15 protein-coding genes are annotated in these 18,786 nt (G+C 62.0%); 10 read left to right on the forward strand and 5 right to left on the reverse strand.

All coding sequences use genetic code 11. The annotated features are described in order from the left end of the window. The first annotated feature begins 35 nt into the window (after positions 1-35). Entirely contained in the window at positions 36-1,214 is a 1,179-nt protein-coding gene (locus AC0L2C_RS27930; protein WP_287260365.1) for a MalY/PatB family protein, read from the forward strand. Between the two features lie 54 nt (positions 1,215-1,268). Here the strand turns inward: AC0L2C_RS27930 and AC0L2C_RS27935 are convergent, their stop codons facing one another. After that, the gene (locus tag AC0L2C_RS27935) at positions 1,269-2,147 is read right to left on the reverse strand and encodes a GNAT family N-acetyltransferase (RefSeq protein WP_128172479.1); all 879 of its coding nucleotides are present in this window, start codon (positions 2,145-2,147) and stop codon (positions 1,269-1,271) included. Between the two features lie 255 nt (positions 2,148-2,402). On the opposite strand from AC0L2C_RS27935, the gene argE reads away from it, so the two are divergent. The 5 genes from argE (at position 2,403) to AC0L2C_RS27960 (ending at position 7,545) form a co-directional block, all read left to right on the forward strand. Continuing rightward, entirely contained in the window at positions 2,403-3,527 is a 1,125-nt protein-coding gene (argE, locus tag AC0L2C_RS27940; RefSeq protein ID WP_473524925.1) for an acetylornithine deacetylase, read from the forward strand. 16 nt (positions 3,528-3,543) lie between these two features. Further along, positions 3,544-4,467 (forward strand): 2-hydroxyacid dehydrogenase, encoded by a 924-nt coding sequence (locus AC0L2C_RS27945; RefSeq protein WP_473524926.1) that lies wholly within the window; start codon positions 3,544-3,546, stop codon positions 4,465-4,467. 13 nt (positions 4,468-4,480) lie between these two features. Continuing rightward, positions 4,481-4,837, forward strand: coding sequence for a cupin domain-containing protein (locus tag AC0L2C_RS27950; protein WP_023798459.1), 357 nt, complete (start codon positions 4,481-4,483; stop codon positions 4,835-4,837). Positions 4,838-5,004: 167 nt separating this feature from the next. Then, positions 5,005-6,048: a tartrate dehydrogenase gene (locus AC0L2C_RS27955; RefSeq protein WP_473524927.1), complete on the forward strand. Its 1,044-nt coding sequence runs from the start codon at positions 5,005-5,007 to the stop codon at positions 6,046-6,048. 18 nt (positions 6,049-6,066) lie between these two features. After that, complete coding sequence (locus AC0L2C_RS27960; protein WP_473524928.1) at positions 6,067-7,545, forward strand: NAD-dependent succinate-semialdehyde dehydrogenase; 1,479 nt, start codon at positions 6,067-6,069, stop codon at positions 7,543-7,545. Between the two features lie 759 nt (positions 7,546-8,304). Here the strand turns inward: AC0L2C_RS27960 and AC0L2C_RS27965 are convergent. Beyond that, complete coding sequence (locus AC0L2C_RS27965) at positions 8,305-8,994, reverse strand: haloacid dehalogenase type II (protein ID WP_473524929.1); 690 nt, start codon at positions 8,992-8,994, stop codon at positions 8,305-8,307. A gap of 322 nt (positions 8,995-9,316) precedes the next feature. Here AC0L2C_RS27965 and AC0L2C_RS27970 point away from each other — a divergent pair, with 322 nt between their 5' ends. Then, positions 9,317-10,159 (forward strand): GNAT family N-acetyltransferase, encoded by an 843-nt coding sequence (locus AC0L2C_RS27970; protein WP_473524930.1) that lies wholly within the window; start codon positions 9,317-9,319, stop codon positions 10,157-10,159. 47 nt (positions 10,160-10,206) lie between these two features. Next, positions 10,207-11,583, forward strand: coding sequence for an aspartate aminotransferase family protein (locus AC0L2C_RS27975; protein WP_128172485.1), 1,377 nt, complete (start codon positions 10,207-10,209; stop codon positions 11,581-11,583). Positions 11,584-11,623: 40 nt separating this feature from the next. On the opposite strand, the gene AC0L2C_RS27980 is transcribed toward AC0L2C_RS27975, so the two are convergent. The 3 genes from AC0L2C_RS27980 to AC0L2C_RS27990 form a co-directional block, all read right to left on the reverse strand. Beyond that, on the reverse strand, positions 11,624-12,100 hold the full coding sequence (locus AC0L2C_RS27980) for an Lrp/AsnC family transcriptional regulator (protein WP_027151795.1): 477 nt from the start codon (positions 12,098-12,100) through the stop codon (positions 11,624-11,626). 10 nt (positions 12,101-12,110) lie between these two features. Next, positions 12,111-13,184 (reverse strand): tartrate dehydrogenase, encoded by a 1,074-nt coding sequence (locus AC0L2C_RS27985; RefSeq protein WP_473524931.1) that lies wholly within the window; start codon positions 13,182-13,184, stop codon positions 12,111-12,113. 97 nt (positions 13,185-13,281) lie between these two features. Then, on the reverse strand, positions 13,282-14,607 hold the full coding sequence (locus tag AC0L2C_RS27990; RefSeq protein ID WP_473524932.1) for an NAD(P)/FAD-dependent oxidoreductase: 1,326 nt from the start codon (positions 14,605-14,607) through the stop codon (positions 13,282-13,284). Between the two features lie 688 nt (positions 14,608-15,295). Between AC0L2C_RS27990 and AC0L2C_RS27995 the strand changes: the two genes are divergently transcribed. Beyond that, positions 15,296-16,960, forward strand: a complete 1,665-nt coding sequence (locus tag AC0L2C_RS27995; RefSeq protein ID WP_023798451.1) for an ABC transporter ATP-binding protein — start codon at positions 15,296-15,298, stop codon at positions 16,958-16,960. Positions 16,961-16,998: 38 nt separating this feature from the next. Beyond that, complete coding sequence (locus AC0L2C_RS28000) at positions 16,999-18,669, forward strand: peptide ABC transporter substrate-binding protein (RefSeq protein WP_473524933.1); 1,671 nt, start codon at positions 16,999-17,001, stop codon at positions 18,667-18,669. Positions 18,670-18,786: the final 117 nt, after the last annotated feature.

The raw sequence follows: 18,786 nt of genomic DNA on the forward strand, positions 1-18,786 counted from the left end.
CATCGCAACCGACGGTTGCGGAAAGAAATGTTGGAATGATCGACTTCGACAGGATCTATGATCGCCACCAGTTTGGGTCAGTCAAATGGGCCAATCAGTGGGACGAATTCTCGCCTCGGGTCAAGGGCGAAGATCTGCTTTCGCTGTGGACCGCGGACATGGATTTTCGCGCGCCTGAAACCGTCATCGCGCGGCTGCGGGAAGCGGCGGACCATGGAATCTATGGCTATACCCGCCGCGACCCCCGTCACTACGAGATTGTGCAATCATGGTTCGCGCGTCGGCACGGCTGGTCGCCGGCACTGGAATCGCTGCTGCCGGCGCCTGCGATCATGCCGTCGGTAGCCGCGATGCTTCGGACCTTCACGAAGCCCGGGGACGGGGTGATTGTGCAGTCTCCCATTTACTCGCCCTATTTCGAAGTGATTCAGGGGAACGGCAGGAAGCTGCTGGTCAACAGGCTAAGGTTGCAGGATAACCGATATGAACTCGACCTGGAGAACTTCGCGAAACTGGCAGCCGGCGCCAAGGCCTTCCTGTTGTGTAATCCGCACAATCCAGCTGGAAAGGTGTGGACGCGCCAGGAACTGACGGCGCTGAACGATATCTGCGAGCGCTACGGCATCCTTGTCATATCTGATGACATCCATTGCGATATCAGATTGTCGGATCGCCCGCACATCGTCTTCTCGTCCCTCTCGGAGGATGCCGCGGAAAAGTCATTCATCTGCACGGCTCCAACGAAGACCTTCAATCTGGCCGGCGTGCCCTCCGCAACCGTGTCGGTGGCCAACAAGCAGCGGCGCGAGGCGCTTCTGGCCACCATGCAGGCATCGTTCATGGTCAATGCCAACTTCTTTGGACGGCTGGCGCTAGAGGTCGCCTACAGCACCGGCGCGCCGTGGCTGGATCAGCTGACGCGCTACATCGGCGGTAATGTCGATTTCGTCCTCAAGTTCGCCGAGGATCGCCTGCCGGGCATCACACCGATGCGGCCGGACGCTTCCTTCCTGGTGTGGCTGGATGCGCGCGGGCTCGATCGGAAGGTCGGAGGCGTTCAACGGTTTTTCGTCGACCGAGCCGGAGTCAATTTGTACGACGGGCGCGTCTATGGACCCGGCGGTGAAGGCTTCATTCGCCTCAATGTCGGTTGCCCTCGTCCGCTGTTGCGGAGAGGGCTCGAACGCATGTCCAGGGCGCTGGAGTCGTTGTGAGAGCGTTGACGGGACCGGAGCGGCCCTGCGGCATCGGCGACAGCGTGCTTGCATTCAGCTCCAGGCGTGGCTGGCCAATCCATAGACCCAGGGCGCGTTGCTTTCGCGGTTCAGAAAGCGGCGGCCTTTGGACATCGTCGTCACGGTCTCGGCAATGCCGAGGCCGCTCTGCTGCAGAAACTCGGCAAACACGCCATCCTTCTCGCGCGTATCGACGCGGGCGAATCGACCTGCCAGCTTCTTCAGATGGACGGCTGTGAGGTGGACCGCGTCCTGGTCGTTTCGGGCTATTGTGGGACCAATCACATGGCCGCGCCCGAACTCGCGACACATGGAATAGCCAACGACCTCGCCGCCGCGACTCAAAGTGGCGATCGAGGCATCCTCCGAGAGCAACGCAAGCAGCCTTGCACGGTTGGTCCCGAATGCGCGCGCGTCCAGTTCGGTGATCTCGCGAAGTCCGCCGCTGGGCAGATCACTTAATTCACCATCCGGAGCTGGCATTGGCGGGAGTTTTTGTGGGATCTCGCCCTGGCGCATGTAGACGATCGCCTCGTTCGTGAAGCCGAGCGACACATACAGAGGATAGGCGGCATGGGTGGCATTCAGGGCCAGATTGCGATCCCCGCACTGCTCGAGGACCTGGTCCATGAGCCATCGGCCGCCTCCCTGCGCCTGTGCGCGAGGCGTCGTGATCACCAGGCCGATGGTGGCAAAATCGTCCCCTTGGGGAAACCACATCGCGCTTCCGAAGACGCGCCCAATTCCGTCAACGGCGACGATGCCGTGGCCGGCGCGGCGCAACAAATCCCAGTCCTTGGGACGATGCGGCCAGCGGACCGAAATCGATAGTGCATGCAGCAGATCAACATCGACATCATTGATGTCTCGCGCGACCAGTTCAAAGGATTTCAGGCGTACTGATCTCTGCATCTCAGTCGATCCGCTCCTTCAACGAATGTCTTTCAACGAATGCCCAGGGCGCGCGGTGTTAAATCCTGGCGCCGATAGCCATGTTTGCGACAGGCCTCATTTGCAGCAGCATTACAGGGGAACGCCAGCAGGTTTCGCTGGTTCGAGGCGTTTTTTCGCAATCTTCAGCCGAAGCACGACGCGATTCGGCAGGGAACACTGCTGCTCAGGGATAGGCTGGTCGCAACCTACAGTGTGCAAGCAGAGCGGACAGCCATGAACGTGGAAGAAATCCTCGCGACCCTGATTGCGTTTCCCTCAGTTGTGGGCACGCCAAACGGTGAGATCGTCGATTGGATCCGCGACTACTGTCAGGCAGCCGGAGCCGCGGTGACGGTTCTGCCCGGTCCCGAGGGCGACCGGTCCAACCTGTTCGTCACGGTCGGCCCGCGTGCCGGTCGGGGCTACGTCATCTCCGGACATATGGATGTCGTGCCGGCCGGCGAGCCGGAATGGAGCTCCGATCCGTTCGTCCTGCGTCGCGAGGGCGGCAGGCTTTACGGCCGCGGCACCACCGACATGAAGGGCTTTCTCGCCTGCGCATTGGCCGCGCTGCCAGGACTTGCGGCAATGAACCTGCGGCAGCCAGTTCATTTCGCATTCTCCTATGACGAAGAGGCGGGGTGCCGTGGTGTGCCGCATCTCTTGGCTGCGTTGCCGAGCCTATGCGAGAGGCCGCTTGGCGCGATTGTCGGCGAGCCGAGCCGGATGCAGCCTGTGCGCGCGCACAAGGGGAAGGCCGCCGCGCGGCTCGAGGTGATCGGGCGATCCGGTCATTCGTCACGCCCCGATCTCGGCCTCAATGCCGTGCACGCCATGGCCGGCGTCATCACGCACGCGGTGGCATACGGCCAATCCCTCGCCGGCGGCCCGCTCGATCACAATTTCGAGCCCCCATATTCTTCCTTGCAGGTGGGCGTCATCGCCGGTGGACAAGCCGTCAACATCATCGCTGGCCACTGCACAGCCGATATCGAGGTGCGTGCCGTGCCGGGCGTTTCTCCGGCATCCCTGCTCGAGCCGGTCAAAGCACGGCTTTTCGATCTACGCGACAGCGGCTTCGAGGTGGCTTGGCACGAGTTGAGTTCCTATCCTGCCCTTGCGCCGGCGGATGGGAGCAAGCTGGCGGCCGTTCTGACCGAGCTGACCGGGCAGGAGCCGCTCACAGCGGTCAGTTACGGCACCGAGGCCGGACTTTATCAGCAGGCCGGTATCGATGCGATCATTTGCGGCCCTGGCGAAATTTCCCGCGCGCATCGTCCCAATGAATACATCGAGATCGGTGAGCTTGCTGCCTGCCAGAGCATGATCGAGGATCTCGGCGCGCGTCTCGCGGCGTGAACTAGAGGCGGGTTCCATGGCATTCCTTTTCAATTCCGATGTGGCGCGTGCCGCGGTGTTCCGCGAGATCTTCGCGCGCGAACTCCCGGATCTGGAATTCTTCCATTCCGGCGAGGAGATGGAGCCGGAGAAGGTGCGCTATCTCATCACATGGACGGTGCCGGACGACATCTCCCGCTATCGCAATCTGGAAGTGCTGTTTTCGATCGGAGCCGGCGTCGACCAGTTCAAGCAGGACGTCGTGCCGAGCCATGTGAAGCTGGTGCGCATGGTCGAGGACGGCATCATCCGCATGATGCAGGAATACGTCGCGCTTGGCGTGTTGGCGCTCCACCGGGAGATGCCCGCCTATCTCGAGCAGCAGAAAAGGTGCCTCTGGCAGCCGATTGCCGCTCGACAGGCGGCCGAGCGCCGGGTCGGCTTTCTTGGTCTTGGCATGCTGGCGCAGGCGGCTATCGAGCGCCTGAAGCCATTCCAGTTTCCGCTTGCCGGGTGGAGCCGCAGCGAAAAGCGGATAGAGGGAGTCACCTGTTTTCACGGCGCCGATCAGTTGCCCCGCTTTCTGAAGCAGACGGATATTCTCGTCTGCCTGCTACCGCTGACGCAGGAAACCAGCGGCATTCTCGATGCAAAACTCTTCTCCTTGCTGCCAGCAGGGGCGCGCCTGCTGCATGTCGGCAGGGGTCCGCAACTCGACCAGGCCGCGCTGATCGACGCGCTCGACAGAGGCCACGTATCCGCGGCGATGCTTGATGTCACTGATCCGGAACCGCTCCCGGAAGACCATCCGCTGTGGTCGCATCCGAAGGTGATGATAACGCCGCACATTGCCTCGGTGACACAACCACATACGGCGGCGCAAGCCGCCGTCGACAACGTCCGGCGCCACCGCGCCGGCGAAGAACTGATCGGCCTCATCGATCGGACACTCGGCTACTAACCAGGAGACCCACATGTCACTGCTGACCACGATTGACACAAATCCCGCCTTCACGCCGAAGGAGGCATTGCCGCTGCCTGAGCGGCTCATTTCCGGCACTCCATCCTTCAAGAGCTGGGCGCAGGATGCCTCGAAAGGTGAGAAGGTTCTGACCGGCGTCTGGGAAGCCACCCCCGGCGAGACGCATTCGATCAAGGGCACCACCTACGAGTTTTGCCATATCCTTTCGGGCCTCATCGAAATCGAGGAGAAGGGCGGCGAGACCAAGACTTACCGCGCCGGCGACAGTTTCGTGATGAAGCCCGGTTTCGTGGGTGTCTGGCGCACGATCGAGACCGTGCGCAAGATCTACGTCTGCGTTTACGACTGAGTTCAGTGCTCAAGGTACGGCCGAGTAGAGCGCGCGGCGGTTCCAGAACAATCGACTATCCAAGTTCGGCCCGACGCGATTCGACGCTGTCGGGCCGCTCATTCTCGACGAAAAATGCGGCACGCGGTCCGCTATGGTTCCGCTAGTGCGAATGAGGACCTCGATCGATGAAGACCTATGACATAGCGCTCATCCCCGGCGACGGCATCGGCAAGGACGTGACCGGGGCGGCATGGCAGGTGATGCAGGCCGCGGCCAAACGGGGCGGTTTCGCCCTTGATGGCACACGCTTCCCATGGTCGTGCGCCTACTACCTGGAAACCGGCGCAATGATGCCGCCAGACGGCATCGAGACACTCCGAAAATTCGATGCGATCTATCTCGGCGCTGTAGGCTGGCCCGCGGAAGTACCCGACTCAGTATCGCTTCACGGACTGCTGCTGCCGATCCGGAAAGGGTTCACGCAGTACGCCAACATACGGCCGCACAGGCTGTTGCCGGGCGTTCAGGGGCCCCTCCGCTCCGATGGTTTCGACATCCTGTGCATTCGCGAGAATACGGAAGGCGAATATTCCGGCGCCGGCGGGCGCGTGCATTCCGGCACGGCCAATGAGGTCGCGATTGAGACGTCAATCTTCACGCGTGCCGGTGTCGAACGGATCATGCGTTTCGGTTTCGAACAGGCGCTGGCGCGCGGCAAGAAGCTCGCATCCGTGACCAAATCCAACGCCCAAAAGCATTCCATGGTTTTCTGGGATGAGGTCACGCGTGAGGTGGCGAAGGACTATGCCGATGTCGAGGTCTCGCACTACCACATCGACGCCATTGCCGCCCGCATGGTGCTGGCGCCGGAAAGCCTCGACGTGATCGTCGCCTCGAACCTGTTTGGCGACATCCTCACCGATATTGGAGCGGCCATTCAGGGCGGGCTGGGTTACGCCGCCTCCGCCAATATCAATCCCGATCGCAGTGCGCCTTCCATGTTCGAACCGGTCCACGGTTCGGCGCCCGACATCGCGCATCTCGGTGTCGCCAATCCGATCGCCGCGATCTGGTCCGGTGCGATGATGCTCGAGCATCTGGGCGAGGGGCATGCTGCGGCAGAAGTGATGTCGGCAATCGAGTCCATAACCGCGCGGGGCATTGGCACGATCGCAGGCAAGGACCGGACTGAAACAATCACGCAAGCCGTGCTTGCGGCGTTGAGCTGAAAGGGCAGAGGAAAGACCATGAATGCGATAACGAAGATTGGCACGTTTGACGATGCGGACCTGTTCCGCCAGCAGGCGTTGATTGGCGGTGTGTGGCGGGAAGCGGATACAAAGGCCGCCGTCGAGGTCACCAACCCTGCCACCCTGGCCGTTCTTGGCAGCGTTCCCGATATCGGCGGCGACGACACCAGGGCCGCTATCGCTGCTGCGGCCGAGGCATTCAAAAGCTGGAAGAAGACGACCCATGCCGAGCGTGCGAGATTGCTGGAGCGATGGCACGACCTCATTCGCCAGCACGAACAGGATTTGGCGCTTCTACTGACGCTGGAACAGGGTAAGCCGCTTGCCGAGGCGTCGGCGGAAATCCGCTACGGCGCATCTTTCGTGAAATGGTTTGCGGAGGAGGCGCGCCGCATCGGTGGCTCGACCATTCCGTCACCCACCGCCGATCAACGCATTCTGGTTCTCAAGGAAGCAGTCGGCGTCTGTGCCATCATCACGCCGTGGAATTTCCCCAACGCGATGATCACGCGCAAAGTAGCACCGGCGCTGGCCGCCGGCTGCACGGTTGTCATCAAGCCGTCGGAATTTACGCCATTCTCGGCGCTGGCGCTCGGTGTCCTGGCGGAGCGGGCGGGCATCCCGGCAGGCGTTATCAACATCGTGACCGGCATGCCGGGCGAGATCGGCAAAGAGCTGATGGCCAACGAAACGGTGCGCAAGATCTCGTTCACCGGTTCGACCCGCGTCGGTGCGCTGCTCATGCGTGGCGCGGCCGACAGCATCAAGCGGCTGAGCCTGGAGCTTGGCGGCAACGCGCCCTTTATCGTCTTTGACGACGCCGATCTTGATAACGCAGTTGAAGGGGTGATCGTATCCAAGTTCCGTAATGGCGGTCAAACCTGCGTTTGCGCGAACCGGATTCTCGTGCAGGAAGGCGTTTACGACGCTTTCGCCGAAAAGCTGAGCCAGCGCGTGACGCGGATGAAGGTTGGCGCGGGGACCGACGACGGCACTGAGATCGGCCCGATGATCAACGCGGCCGCGATCGACAAGATCGAGCGTCACATCGCGGATGCCAAGACGAAAGGCGCGCAGATCCTCGCCCAAAGCGAGGCAGTGCCGGACGGCAGGCAATATGCACGGCCCGTCGTCCTGGGGGAGGCTACCACCGAGATGCTCCTGGCATCGGAAGAGACCTTCGGTCCGGTGGCGCCGCTTTTTCGCTTCGAGACGGAGGAAGAGGCCATCACGATCGCGAACGGGACGCCGTTCGGCCTTGCCGCTTACTTCTACACCGACAACCTCAAGCGGTCATGGCGTGTTGCCGAGGCGCTGGAGTTCGGTATGGTCGGGCTCAATACCGGCCTGATCTCGACCGAGATTGCGCCTTTCGGCGGTGTCAAGCAGTCAGGCATGGGGCGGGAAGGATCGCAACTCGGGATCGAGGAATATCTCGAGGTCAAGACGCTTCACGTCGGCGGGTTGAGCCAGTAGGCTTTGCCGGAGTCGCAACAGCGGCACCAGAATCAGAAAGGGGCGGTCGAAACCGCCCCTTTCTCATTGTGCGCCAGGCATGGCGCGTGGTGCGCAAGCGCCGTTTGGCCGGGGTGGTATCCGGTCGATGACTTGGAGGTGAAAGTCCTCTGCGGGGGCCCTGGTGATGGGAACCGCTAGCCGAACAGCAAGGGCGTCGTCGCGAGGCGGGGTCTGAAGGAAGCTGCAAGCAAAGTGCCGGCCTGACGAACAGGAAGCGCATATGAGGCGTCCGCATCCGGGCGAGGGGGCCGCAAAACCCGAAGCCCGATATCACCCGGAGGGCGGCCGTAGATGCGACAAGGTAGATGGCACGAAGGTCACGCGTCTTACCCTGGGAGGCCTGCCGACCTGCCCCTGGAGACAGGTGTGCTACCGCCGCCGAGAGGCGCCGGGATGGGTCGGCAGGAGTCAGCAGAGGCGTAGTAGCCGGACCAACCGGTGAAGGGCTGAACGTGTCGATGGAGGTCGGACTTCATTTCCGACCGCCTTGGGCAGATACCTCGCGAGAGGGCCCGAGCCGGAAGTAGCGGGCGGAACCCGCAAGATAAGGCTGGGGCGCCAATAGGGCGGCGGGCATTGAGGACCTCAAGCCGAGCGCGACACGAACCGCCGTGTACGGAACCGTACGCATGATGGTGTGGGAGGAGGGACGCCGAAAGGCTCCCTCCTACCCGATTCGATACTTCGAATGCCGCGATGGCCGGACGCCCGCCGGCCTCAAGCAACTTCCCGAACGGGCTCCAGGCCGACCGCGGCGGCCAGCCCGCCGATATCCTTGATCTCGGTATATTCGTAGAAGGGGTTCGCGGGCTCGTGGCCGCGGTTCACCCAGACCTTGCTCTTGATGCCGAGATCGTAGGAGGTCATGAGATCGTAGCGGAAGGAGGAGGAGACGTGAGTGATGTCCTCCGGGCCGCAGCCGAGCTTGTCGAGCATGTATTCAAAGCCCTTCATCAGCGGCTTGTAGGCGCCAACCTCTTCGGCGGTGATGACGGTGTGAAAGGGCGCGCCGAGCTTTTCCACATTCGACATGATCAGGCTGTTCATGGAGTTGGACAGGATCACCAGTGGGATTTCCTTGGCCACTCTGGACAGGCCAGCCGGGACGTCGGGGTGCGGACCCCAGGTCGGCACTTCGTCATAGATGCGTTGGGCGTCTTCGGGTTTGAACTGGATACCGATGCGCTTGCAGCTGCGTTCGATGGAATTCTGCACCACCTCGAGGAAGGGTTTCCATGGCCCCAGCACCTCGTCAAGGCGATAGCCTCTAAAAGCCTCCACGAAGCTGGCCATTGCCTCCGGGGAGAGGCGCTCGCCGTAGACGCGCCGCGCCGCGCCGGCCATATCGAAATTGGTGAGCGTGCCGTAGCAGTCGAAGGTGATGTATTTCGGTCTGAACGTCGACATGGCGACAATCCTCCTTGGTTTTTCTCGGCACAGCGTGCCTGTACCACAATCACCATAGTCGGAGATCTGGAAGACTAACGGCCGCATTCGCGGCGACCTGAAGCAGATCGTTTCGTATTGCATCGCCGGTTTGGCAGAGAGTTGCGCCAGGTGTCCTTTCGAGCTTTGGCAGCGGCGCGGCCTGTCGGCCTTGCTCCGGCAGAAGATGCGGCACGAGCGGCGAAGGATAGTGAAAACGCGTCGCGCTTGGCTGCCGGTCGGAAGGAACTGCTGTCTTTGGTGGTCTACCGTCAGCACTGAAGACGAAGGCTGGAAACTCATCATGACCACACGACAGATCATCCTTGAAGAGATGACACCGGGGCACCTGGAAGGTGCTGTCGAGTTGTCTCGCCAAGTCAATTGGCCGCATCGCCGCGAGGATTGGGAACTGGCCCAGCCGGTCAGCCGGGGGATCGTCGCTCTGGAAGAAGAACGCGTGGTGGCGACCATCATGATGACCCCCTACGGCGACGATGCCGCCGCCATCAACATGGTGATCGTCGATGCGGCGATGCGCGGCCGCGGACTCGGCCGAAAGATGATGGAAGAGGCGCTTGCCAAGGCGGATGAGCGCACCTGTTGCCTGACGGCGACACGGGAAGGCCTGCCGCTCTATGAGAAGCTGGGCTTCGTCACGACTGGCGAGATCGTGCAGCATCAAGGCGAGGCGTTGGCAGTTTCGGCGCCGGCCCGTGTATCCTGGGCAGAGAGCGGCGATCTTGCGCGCCTCGAGGTGCTGGATCGCGAGGCATTTGGCTATGACCGTTCGGCGCTGATGAAGCGGCTTTTCGAGCGCGCGAAGCTCGCTGTCATACGCGATGAAGGCGATACCCAGGCCTTTTCCGCCATCCGGCCATTCGGCCGGGGGCTGGTCATCGGGCCGGTGGTGGCGAGAAACGGTGCCGAGGCCAAGGCCCTGATCGACTTTCTGCTCGCCCATCATCAGGGCAAGTTCGTCCGTGTCGATACCGACGTCTCAACGGATCTTGCTGAATGGCTCACCAGACGCGGGCTCGCGCACGTCGGCGGTGGGATCACGATGCGACGCCCCATGGCCACGCACAAGGAAAGCGAGCCCGCGCATCACCGCACATATGCGTTGGTCAGTCAGGCGCTTGGTTAAATCAGGCAGTCGGCTAAATCAGGCACTCGGTTGAATCGGAGGAAGAAATGCTGGCAAATTCACTGATCGAACTCGATCGCGCACATCTGGTTCACCCGCTTTCATGCTATCGGAGCCATGAGGAGACGGGCGTGCGGGTGCTCAAATCCGCCAAGGGCGCAACGGTGACCGACGCAAGCGGGAAAACCCTGCTCGACGGATTCGCCGGTCTATGGTGTGTAAACATCGGATACGGCCAGGAAAGTGTCGTTGAAGCAGCCGCCAAGCAGCTGAGAGAGCTTCCCTATGCCACGGGATATTTCGGGCTGGGGTCCGAGCCTGCCATTCGCCTTGCTGCCAGGCTTGCCGAACTGGCGCCCGGCGATCTGAACCATGTCTATTTCACGCTTGGCGGCTCCGACGCAATCGACAGCACGATCCGCTTCATCCGCTATTACTACCATGCCAAGGGCACGCCGCAGAAGGACCAGTTCATCTCGGTCGAGCATGGCTACCATGGCTCCTCGACGGCAGGGTCAGGCCTGACCGCGATTCCGGCTTTCCATGCAGGTTTCGGCGTGCCTTACGACTGGCAGCACAAGATTCCCTCGCACTACGCCTATCGCAATCCGGTCGGTTCCGACCCGCAGGCGATCATCGATGCATCCGTCGCGGCCCTGCGCGCCAAAATCGCGGAACTCGGTGTTGGCCGCGTTGCGGCCTTCTACGCCGAACCCATCCAGGGTTCGGGCGGTGTCCTCGTTCCACCGACAGGTTGGCTGAAGGCTTTGCACGCCGTGTGCAAGGAACATGACATCCTGTTCGTCGTCGATGAAGTCATCACTGCCTTTGGCCGTACCGGCCCTCTATTCGCCTGTGAGGAAGACGATGTCGTGCCGGATCTCATGACCACGGCGAAGGGACTGACCTCGGGCTACGTGCCGATGGGCGCCGTCTTCATCTCGGACCGCGTGTACAATACGATCGCGGACGGAGCCGGCAAAGCGCCTGTCGGCCATGGCTATACCTATTCGGCCCATCCCGTGAGCGCGGCAGTCGGGCTCGAATGCCTGCGTCTCTACGAAGACAGCTTGCTCGAGAACGGGCGCAAGGCCGGCAAGCGCCTGATGGAAGGCCTTCGCTCGCTCGCCGACCACCCGCTCGTTGGCGACGTTCGCGGCCGCGGCATGCTGGCAGCAATCGAGTTGGTCACCGACAAGGAGCGCAAGACGCCACTGCCGGCGGCGGCCGATCCGGGACGCCGCATCTTCGAGCGCGCGTGGGTGAACGGCCTTGTCCTCCGGGCCTTCAACAGCGGCATTCTCGGCTTTGCGCCGCCGCTCTGCTGCACCGACGACGATATTGATGGAATCCTCGAACGCACCCGGATGACCCTGGATCAAACCCTCGAGGACGAGGACGTGCGGTCGGCGATGAAGGGATGATCGTCCAGACTGCCGCTGCATGCGCGCGGCAGCCGCTTCCTCACCTGTCGAATATGGCGTCGAGCGGCAAATGGGATTTGACGATTGGTGACTTCAGCACGACGAAGCTGAAATATTTGTCGATTCCGATATCCAGTTCGATCATGCGCTCCATGATCGTCTGGTACTCGCTGATGCCCGCTGTGACAAACTTCACAAGATAGTCGTAACCGCCTGAAACCAGGTGGCATTCGATAACGGAATCGACTTTCTGAATTGCGGTGAGAAATCTCGCGAAGTCGTTCTGCTGGTGATGCTTGAGCGTGACTTCGGTGAAGATCGTCAGAGTCTGCCCGAGCTTGGACACATCGATCTGGGCGGAATAGCCGGTGATGAAGCCTTCCGCCTGAAGCTTCTTCACCCGCATCAGGCAAGGGCTTGGTGAAAGGTTCACCAGGTCGGCGAGCTCGACATTCGTGACCCGCCCGTTCTTTTGCAGTTGCGATAGGATCTTGATGTCGATCTTGTCGAGCTTCATTGCAAACCTGTCACACGTTCGAGCCGCGGATCGTCCGGCAGACGGCGTCTGTCACCTCCTGCGTGGTCGCTGTCCCACCCACGTCCGGCGTCAGCACGCCTTCACGCGTCACCATTTCCACAGCACTCATCAACCGGGCGGAAGCTGCGCTTTCGCCCAGATGTTCGAGCATCTGGGCAGCGGTCCAGAAGGTGGCGACCGGGTTGGCAATACCCTTGCCGGTGATGTCGAATGCTGAGCCGTGAATTGGCTCGAACATCGAGGGATAGCGCCGCTCGGGATCAATGTTGGCGGTCGGTGCAACGCCGAGACTGCCTGCGAGCGCGCCAGCAAGGTCCGATAATATGTCGGCGTGAAGATTGGTGGCGACGATGGTATCGAGGCTACGAGGTCTCAACGTCATACGCACTGTCATAGCATCGACCAGCATCTTGTCCCAGGCGACGTCCGGGAATTCCGGCGCCACCTCGGCTGCGATTTCGTCCCACATTACCATGCCGTGACGCTGCGCGTTGGATTTTGTAACGACTGTCAGGAGCTTTCGCGGCCGTGATTGCGCCAGCCGGAATGCATAGCGCATGATGCGGGTGACGCCGACGCGCGTGAAGATCGCGACCTCGGTTCCGACCTCCTCGGGGAGGCCGCGATGGGCTCGGCCGCCGTGGCCCGAATACTCGCCCTCGGAATTCTCCCGCACGATCACCCAATCCAGGTCGCCAGGGCCAACGCCGGCCAGCGGCGAAGCAATACCGGGCAATATCCTGGTTGGCCGCACGTTCGCGTATTGATCAAAGCCCTGACAAATCGGCAGCCGGAGCCCCCAAAGCGTGATGTCGTCGGGCACATCGGGCGCGCCTACCGCGCCAAAGAAGATGGCGTCGAAGCGCTTCAGTTGCGCCACCCCGTCTTCGGGCATCATCCGACCATGGACCTTGTAGTAGTCTGTGCCCCAGTCGAAGTGCTGGACGCGCAGATTGAAGTCGCCGCAGCGCTGCTGCAGCGCCTCAAGCGCCTGGAGACCGGCGGCAATGACCTCCGGGCCGATCCCGTCGGCTGGAATGGCGGCAATCTCATATTCACGCATCGTCAGTTCCTGTTTTCAGTGCTGGCCCTGTTTTCAGTGCTGGCCGCTCGCGACCCCGATCTCGTGTGCGACCGGTTGCAGCTTGGCAAAGGTCTTCTCAGAATTCAGCGACCTTGCCCCACGCGGCTGAATTCAGACGCTCGGGCCTATAAGGACGCGGATCGACGATCGGTTCGCTGCCGGTGATGGTATCGGCGATCATATGTCCCGCGCCGGGGCCGATCCCGAAGCCGTGGCCGCTGAATCCCGCGGCGAGAATGAAGCCCGGAATCCCCTCCACTTCACCGATTGCCGGGACGCCATCGGGCGTGCAGTCGACGTAGCCCGCCCAAGCATGAGAAATCGCGACGCGCTGGAACTCGGGCAGCAATTCGCAGGCTCTTTGATAGGTCAGGCGAATCTGCCTCATGTCAGGTTTGGGGTCGAGAATCCGATTCCGTTCCAATGGCGTCACGTCGTCAAGTACCCATTTCCCCAGGCTTTCATGACCTTGACGCCAGCCCTCGAACGCTCCCGGGGCCAGACTGCGCCAGCGACGGGCGAACATTGGCACGAACTCGCGGCTGAACCTGAGCTGCTGCGGCGTTGGATCGACTCGCGCCCGCCCGCTGATCGCCAGCGCGTATCCACCGTTGCTGCGCCGCGTCAGCGAGACGCGCGCGGTATGCAGGGCATCCGGCAGGCCTTCTGCGCCCGGCGCTACGGATAGAATGGATTGACGCACGGCAGCTTGCGGGAAACGAATACCAAGCTGGTTGCAGAAGGAAGAAGCCCACGCGCCTCCGGCCATGACCACGGTCGTTGTGCGGATGGTTCCGGCTTCTGTAACGACGCCGCTGACCCGGCCGGCGCTCAGTTCCAGCCCGCGCGCCGCGCAATTTTGATGCACGGTGCCGCCGGCCGCCATGATGCCGCGCGCGGCAACCGGCACCGCCTTCGATGGATCCGCCGTTCCGTCAGTTGGCGAGAACACGCCGCCTTTCCATTTGCGGCCGGTGGCCTTGCCCCGTTCGGTGGCTTCTTCTGCGCTCAGCACATGCGTCGTGACGCCAACCGTCCTTGCGAAATCGCGCCACTTTGCCCAGCCTGCCAACTCGTTTTCGTCCTGCGAGAGATAGAGCAGGCCGCAGCGGCGGAAGCCGGTGTCCTCGCCGGTCTCCTGCGCCACTTTTTCCCAGAGATCGAGGCTCTTGGTTGCCATCGGCAACTCGCGTGCGTCACGGTTCTGCTGACGGCACCAGCCCCAGTTGCGGCTGGACTGTTCGGCGGCAACGCGCCCCTTCTCCAGCAGGGCAACGCTGATGCCGCGGCGTGCGAGATAATAGGCCGTGAATACGCCGACCACGCCGCCGCCGATGACGACGACGTCCGCCTCGCGAGGCAGGGATGGGCTGGACTCGATGTGAATGAGCGGCGCGGGCATGGATGGGACTCCGTAAATTTGAAGCATCCTAACCTGCGGCCCGCAGAGGCAGGCTGCGGAGTCCATGCCTGGACGGAATTTCCTGCGGTTTGCAGCCCTTGGAACAGGCAATTGTTGCCGAAAAAGCGCTCGCTGGCCCCAACCTCGTAGGGGCAAGCAGGAGTACACTTCATCCAGTCGCGCGATCTGCGGCATGGGCTTTTCGGGACGCGGCGCGCAGTGACGCAAGGCCTGTCGCGCACAAATCAGCGGAAGAAGGACCTGGTTGTCTGATCCCGGTTTTCTGCGCCGGAACGGGAGCAGAGTGAAATGCCGAACCTGACGTTCTTTTCAGAAGTTCCTGCCGCCCGAGGGCCAAATTTCGACGACTATGCGGATACAGAACAGTCAAACTGGCTGAAAGAACGGAGCACCCTTCCTTATAACGGGTAAGCTCCAGAGGACTTCCGATAGGCAGGGCTTACGCCTTCGGAGAGTTCTCCAAGAAAAGGGAACAGTGTCCGGTACACGGACCGAATTTCATCAAGGGAGCCGCCAGGATGAGCAGAATCCGTCTCTCGCAGCCTCAGCGCTCGAAGCGCCGAGATGACCAGACGACGGTCGCTATGGTGAGGCGCTTCTGCTCAAAGCGCGATGATGCGGTCCGCAACAGCGTGGACCCGCTCGGTTCAAACGGGAGATGATCGCAATGGTCGCCACGATCCAGCCTGTAGCCCTCCACGATGTGGCGCTTTCGGTGCGCGACCTCACGGTGAATTTGCCGAAAGGCATGGAGCGGACCCATGCCGTCGAGAACATCTCGTTTGATCTGAAACGCGGCCAGATTCTGTGCGTCATTGGCGAGTCCGGATCCGGCAAGTCGGTCACCGCCAACGCCATCATGGGGCTGCTGCCCAAGGTGATCCGTCTCTCCTCGGGCGCCATCCACCTCGATGGGACGAACATCGTGGGCATGCCGCAGGACAAGCTGCGCAGCCTGCGCGGCCGGGTGGTGTCGATGATCTTCCAGGACCCGCTGTCGGCGCTCAATCCGCTGATGACCGTGGGCGCGCAGATCGACGAGGTCATGGCGGCGCACGGCGTCGGCACTCCGAAATCGCGTCGCGGCCGCGCTGTCGAGTTGCTGACCGAGGTGGGACTGCCGGACCCGCAACTCATGTACCACCAGTATCCGTTCCGCCTCTCCGGCGGGCAGCGGCAGCGGGTGATGATCGCCATGGCGCTGGCGCTTGAACCGACGATCCTGATCGCGGATGAACCGACGACGGCGCTCGACGTGACCACACAGGCACAGATTCTGGAGCTGATCCGCGACATTCAGCGCCGCAAGGGAATGAGCGTCATGTTCATCACTCACGACTTCGGCGTGGTGGCCGAGATCGCAGACAGCGTCGTCGTGATGGAGAAGGGCCACATCGTCGAGCAGGGTAGCGCTCAACAGGTCCTGAAGTCGCCTGGCCATCCCTACACAAGGCGCCTTATCGCAGCCGTCCCGCACCTGACCGGCGAGAACCGCGTTCCTCTGGAGACGGCCGACAAAGCGCCGATCCTGAAGGTCGAAGGCCTGATGAAGACCTACCGAAGCGGCAGTTCCCTGTTCAGCGCGCAGCGCGTCGTGCCCGCGGTCAACGAGGTCTCGTTCGATCTGGCGCCCGGGCGCACGCTGGGCGTTGTGGGCGAAAGCGGTTCCGGCAAATCATCGCTTGGTCGGCTATTGATCAAGCTGCTGGACAGCGACGGCGGCGGGATTCTGTTCGAGGGTCGCGACATCGCCAAGCTTTCCGAAGCCGAATTCCGCCCGCTGCGGCCGCGGGTCCAGATGATCTTCCAGGATCCGTTCGCCTCGCTCAACCCGCGCTCGACGATCGGCCACATCCTCACCGTTGGCCCAGTCGCGCACGGCACGCCCTATGCCCAGGCGCGCGAAGAGGCGAGGGCGCTCCTGGCCCATGTCGGCCTCGATGCCGGCGCCTTTGATCGCTTTCCGCATGAATTTTCCGGTGGGCAGCGCCAGCGCATCGGCATCGCTCGGGCACTGATGTTCAAGCCGAAGCTGCTGATCGCCGATGAGGCGGTGTCGGCGCTCGACGTATCGATCCAGGCCCAGATCCTGCAGCTGCTCGACCAGATCCAGCGGGAGACCGGCGTGTCGATGATCTTCATCACCCACGACCTGCGCGTCGCCAGCCAGATCTGCGACGAAATCGCGGTGATGCAGAAGGGGCGGATCGTTGAACGCGGACCGCCATCGCAAATCTTCCTCGACCCGCAATCAGCCTACACACGTGAGCTGGTGGCGGCGATTCCTGGAGAGCAGCCGGGAACGACCCGCCCGGTTGCAGCAAACGGATAATAGCCACGGCGGACACCGCCAAAACAAGGGGAATTCCAATGACTGAACGCTCAAGCACCAAATCAAACTACTCGCGACGCGATGCACTCCGGTTGATGGCGATAGGCGGGGCGGCAGGCCTCATTGCGCCCAATCTGTTGGGCAAGCCTGCCTTCGCCCAGAACCCGCCAGCCAGCCCAACTGGCCGCGTCGTCGTCGGTCTGTCGCAGGAGCCCACCGTATTCAATCCGTTGATGCCGCATATCGAGGTCGACGACGCTGTGCATTTCTCGCTTTTCGATGCGCTCTTCCGCATGGATCCCAAAGGCGTTCTTCAGCCCAATCTTGCGGTCGAAGTGCCAAGCCAGAAAAACGGCGGCATTTCAGAGGACGGTCTCAAGTGGCACATCCGCCTGCGTGACGATGTCCGCTGGCACGACGGCAGGCCCTTCACGGCTGAGGATGTGAAATTCACCCTTGAGCTCATCACCAATCCGAAATTCCGGGCGTGGCGCACGGCCGGCCATTCGCTGGTGCGCGATATCAAGGTGGTCTCGCCGACCGAGCTCACCTGGCGGATGGAGGAGGCTTTCGCCCCCTATTTGTCGTTTCTCGCCGAAACCTTCATGGTTCCCAAGCACATACTCGAAAAGGAGGCCGACCCCAACGCCGCCGCCTTCAATCAGGCGCCTGTCGGCACTGGCGCATTCAAGTGGGCGCAGCGCGTTGCCGGCGATCATATCGAACTCGTCGCGAACGCGGATTATGCCGGGGAGGGCCCCTATTTGGAGCGGCTCGTCTTCAAATACATCCCCGACATGACGGTGCTCTACACCCAGTTCAAGAGCGGCGACATCGATCTTGTCGACCAGGCATTCATAACCGCCGACCACTACGCGGAAGCCAGCACACTATCGGATCGTGTGGTCAAGCTGGAGCCTGGGGCATCGGTCGAGTCGATCTATCTCAATCTTGAGAAGCCGCAATTCAAGGACCCGGCGGTCCGCCAGGCGCTCTACGCGGCAATCGACAGGAAAGCGATCCTCGAAGCACTTTATTACGGGATCCACAAACCCACCGAGACGTTCATGCCGCAGAATTCCTTCTACTACAATCCGAACCTGCCGGCACAGGAGTTCAACCTCGAGCGCGCGGGCCAGATCCTCGACGAGGCCGGCTGGGTACCCGGAGCCGATGGAATACGGGTGAAGGACGGGGTGCGCCTGTCGTTCGCCAACTCCACCACCTCCGGGAACCACTTGCGCGAGCAGACGCAGCAGTTCCTGCAGCAGACATTTGCCGAGATCGGCGTGGAGATGACCATCTCGAACCTTCCGGCCGCCGTCATGTGGGGCGATTTCTGGCTCAAATCGCAATTTGAGTCAGCCATCTCCGGTGTAACCAATCTCATCGCGGGCGACCCCGATGTTTCCAACCGCCTGCACAGCAAGGCGATCGTCGCCAAGGGCGGAAAGGGCTCGAACACCGGCCAATACTCCAACCCGGAGGTCGATGCGCTGCTCGAGAAGGGCGCGCGCACCTTCGATCGGGAACAGCGGCGCGCCATCTATCTGCGCGTGCAGGAAATCGTTCGTCAGGATCTGCCGTTCCTGCCTCTGTTTGCCTCCACCAACGTGTTCGGCCGCAAGGAAGGGCTGGAGGGTTTCCAGGCAAATTCCAACACCCGCGTCGCATCCTGGCATGCCGCCGGATGGCATTGGAAGGCCTGACATCCATACGCCGCGGCCCCCCCGCCGGGGCGGGGCCGGCCCCCGCCGGGGGGGGTAAAGGGGGTGGGTAATGGGGGGGGTGCGGGGGCAAACGCGAGGACAGCCCCCCCAGCGGCG

This window comes from Mesorhizobium sp. WSM4845 (genome assembly GCF_055811455.1).

Bases quoted from the DNA above. Each gene is read 5' to 3' on its own strand.
- AC0L2C_RS27930 (WP_287260365.1), top strand. From the start codon at position 36: ATGATCGACTTCGACAGGATCTATGATCGCCACCAGTTTGGGTCAGTC.
- AC0L2C_RS27935 (WP_128172479.1), bottom strand. From the start codon at position 2,147: ATGCAGAGATCAGTACGCCTGAAATCCTTTGAACTGGTCGCGCGAGAC.
- argE (WP_473524925.1), top strand. From the start codon at position 2,403: ATGAACGTGGAAGAAATCCTCGCGACCCTGATTGCGTTTCCCTCAGTT.
- AC0L2C_RS27945 (WP_473524926.1), top strand. From the start codon at position 3,544: ATGGCATTCCTTTTCAATTCCGATGTGGCGCGTGCCGCGGTGTTCCGC.
- AC0L2C_RS27950 (WP_023798459.1), top strand. From the start codon at position 4,481: ATGTCACTGCTGACCACGATTGACACAAATCCCGCCTTCACGCCGAAG.
- AC0L2C_RS27955 (WP_473524927.1), top strand. From the start codon at position 5,005: ATGAAGACCTATGACATAGCGCTCATCCCCGGCGACGGCATCGGCAAG.
- AC0L2C_RS27960 (WP_473524928.1), top strand. From the start codon at position 6,067: ATGAATGCGATAACGAAGATTGGCACGTTTGACGATGCGGACCTGTTC.
- AC0L2C_RS27965 (WP_473524929.1), bottom strand. From the start codon at position 8,994: ATGTCGACGTTCAGACCGAAATACATCACCTTCGACTGCTACGGCACG.
- AC0L2C_RS27970 (WP_473524930.1), top strand. From the start codon at position 9,317: ATGACCACACGACAGATCATCCTTGAAGAGATGACACCGGGGCACCTG.
- AC0L2C_RS27975 (WP_128172485.1), top strand. From the start codon at position 10,207: ATGCTGGCAAATTCACTGATCGAACTCGATCGCGCACATCTGGTTCAC.
- AC0L2C_RS27980 (WP_027151795.1), bottom strand. From the start codon at position 12,100: ATGAAGCTCGACAAGATCGACATCAAGATCCTATCGCAACTGCAAAAG.
- AC0L2C_RS27985 (WP_473524931.1), bottom strand. From the start codon at position 13,184: ATGCGTGAATATGAGATTGCCGCCATTCCAGCCGACGGGATCGGCCCG.
- AC0L2C_RS27990 (WP_473524932.1), bottom strand. From the start codon at position 14,607: ATGCCCGCGCCGCTCATTCACATCGAGTCCAGCCCATCCCTGCCTCGC.
- AC0L2C_RS27995 (WP_023798451.1), top strand. From the start codon at position 15,296: ATGGTCGCCACGATCCAGCCTGTAGCCCTCCACGATGTGGCGCTTTCG.
- AC0L2C_RS28000 (WP_473524933.1), top strand. From the start codon at position 16,999: ATGACTGAACGCTCAAGCACCAAATCAAACTACTCGCGACGCGATGCA.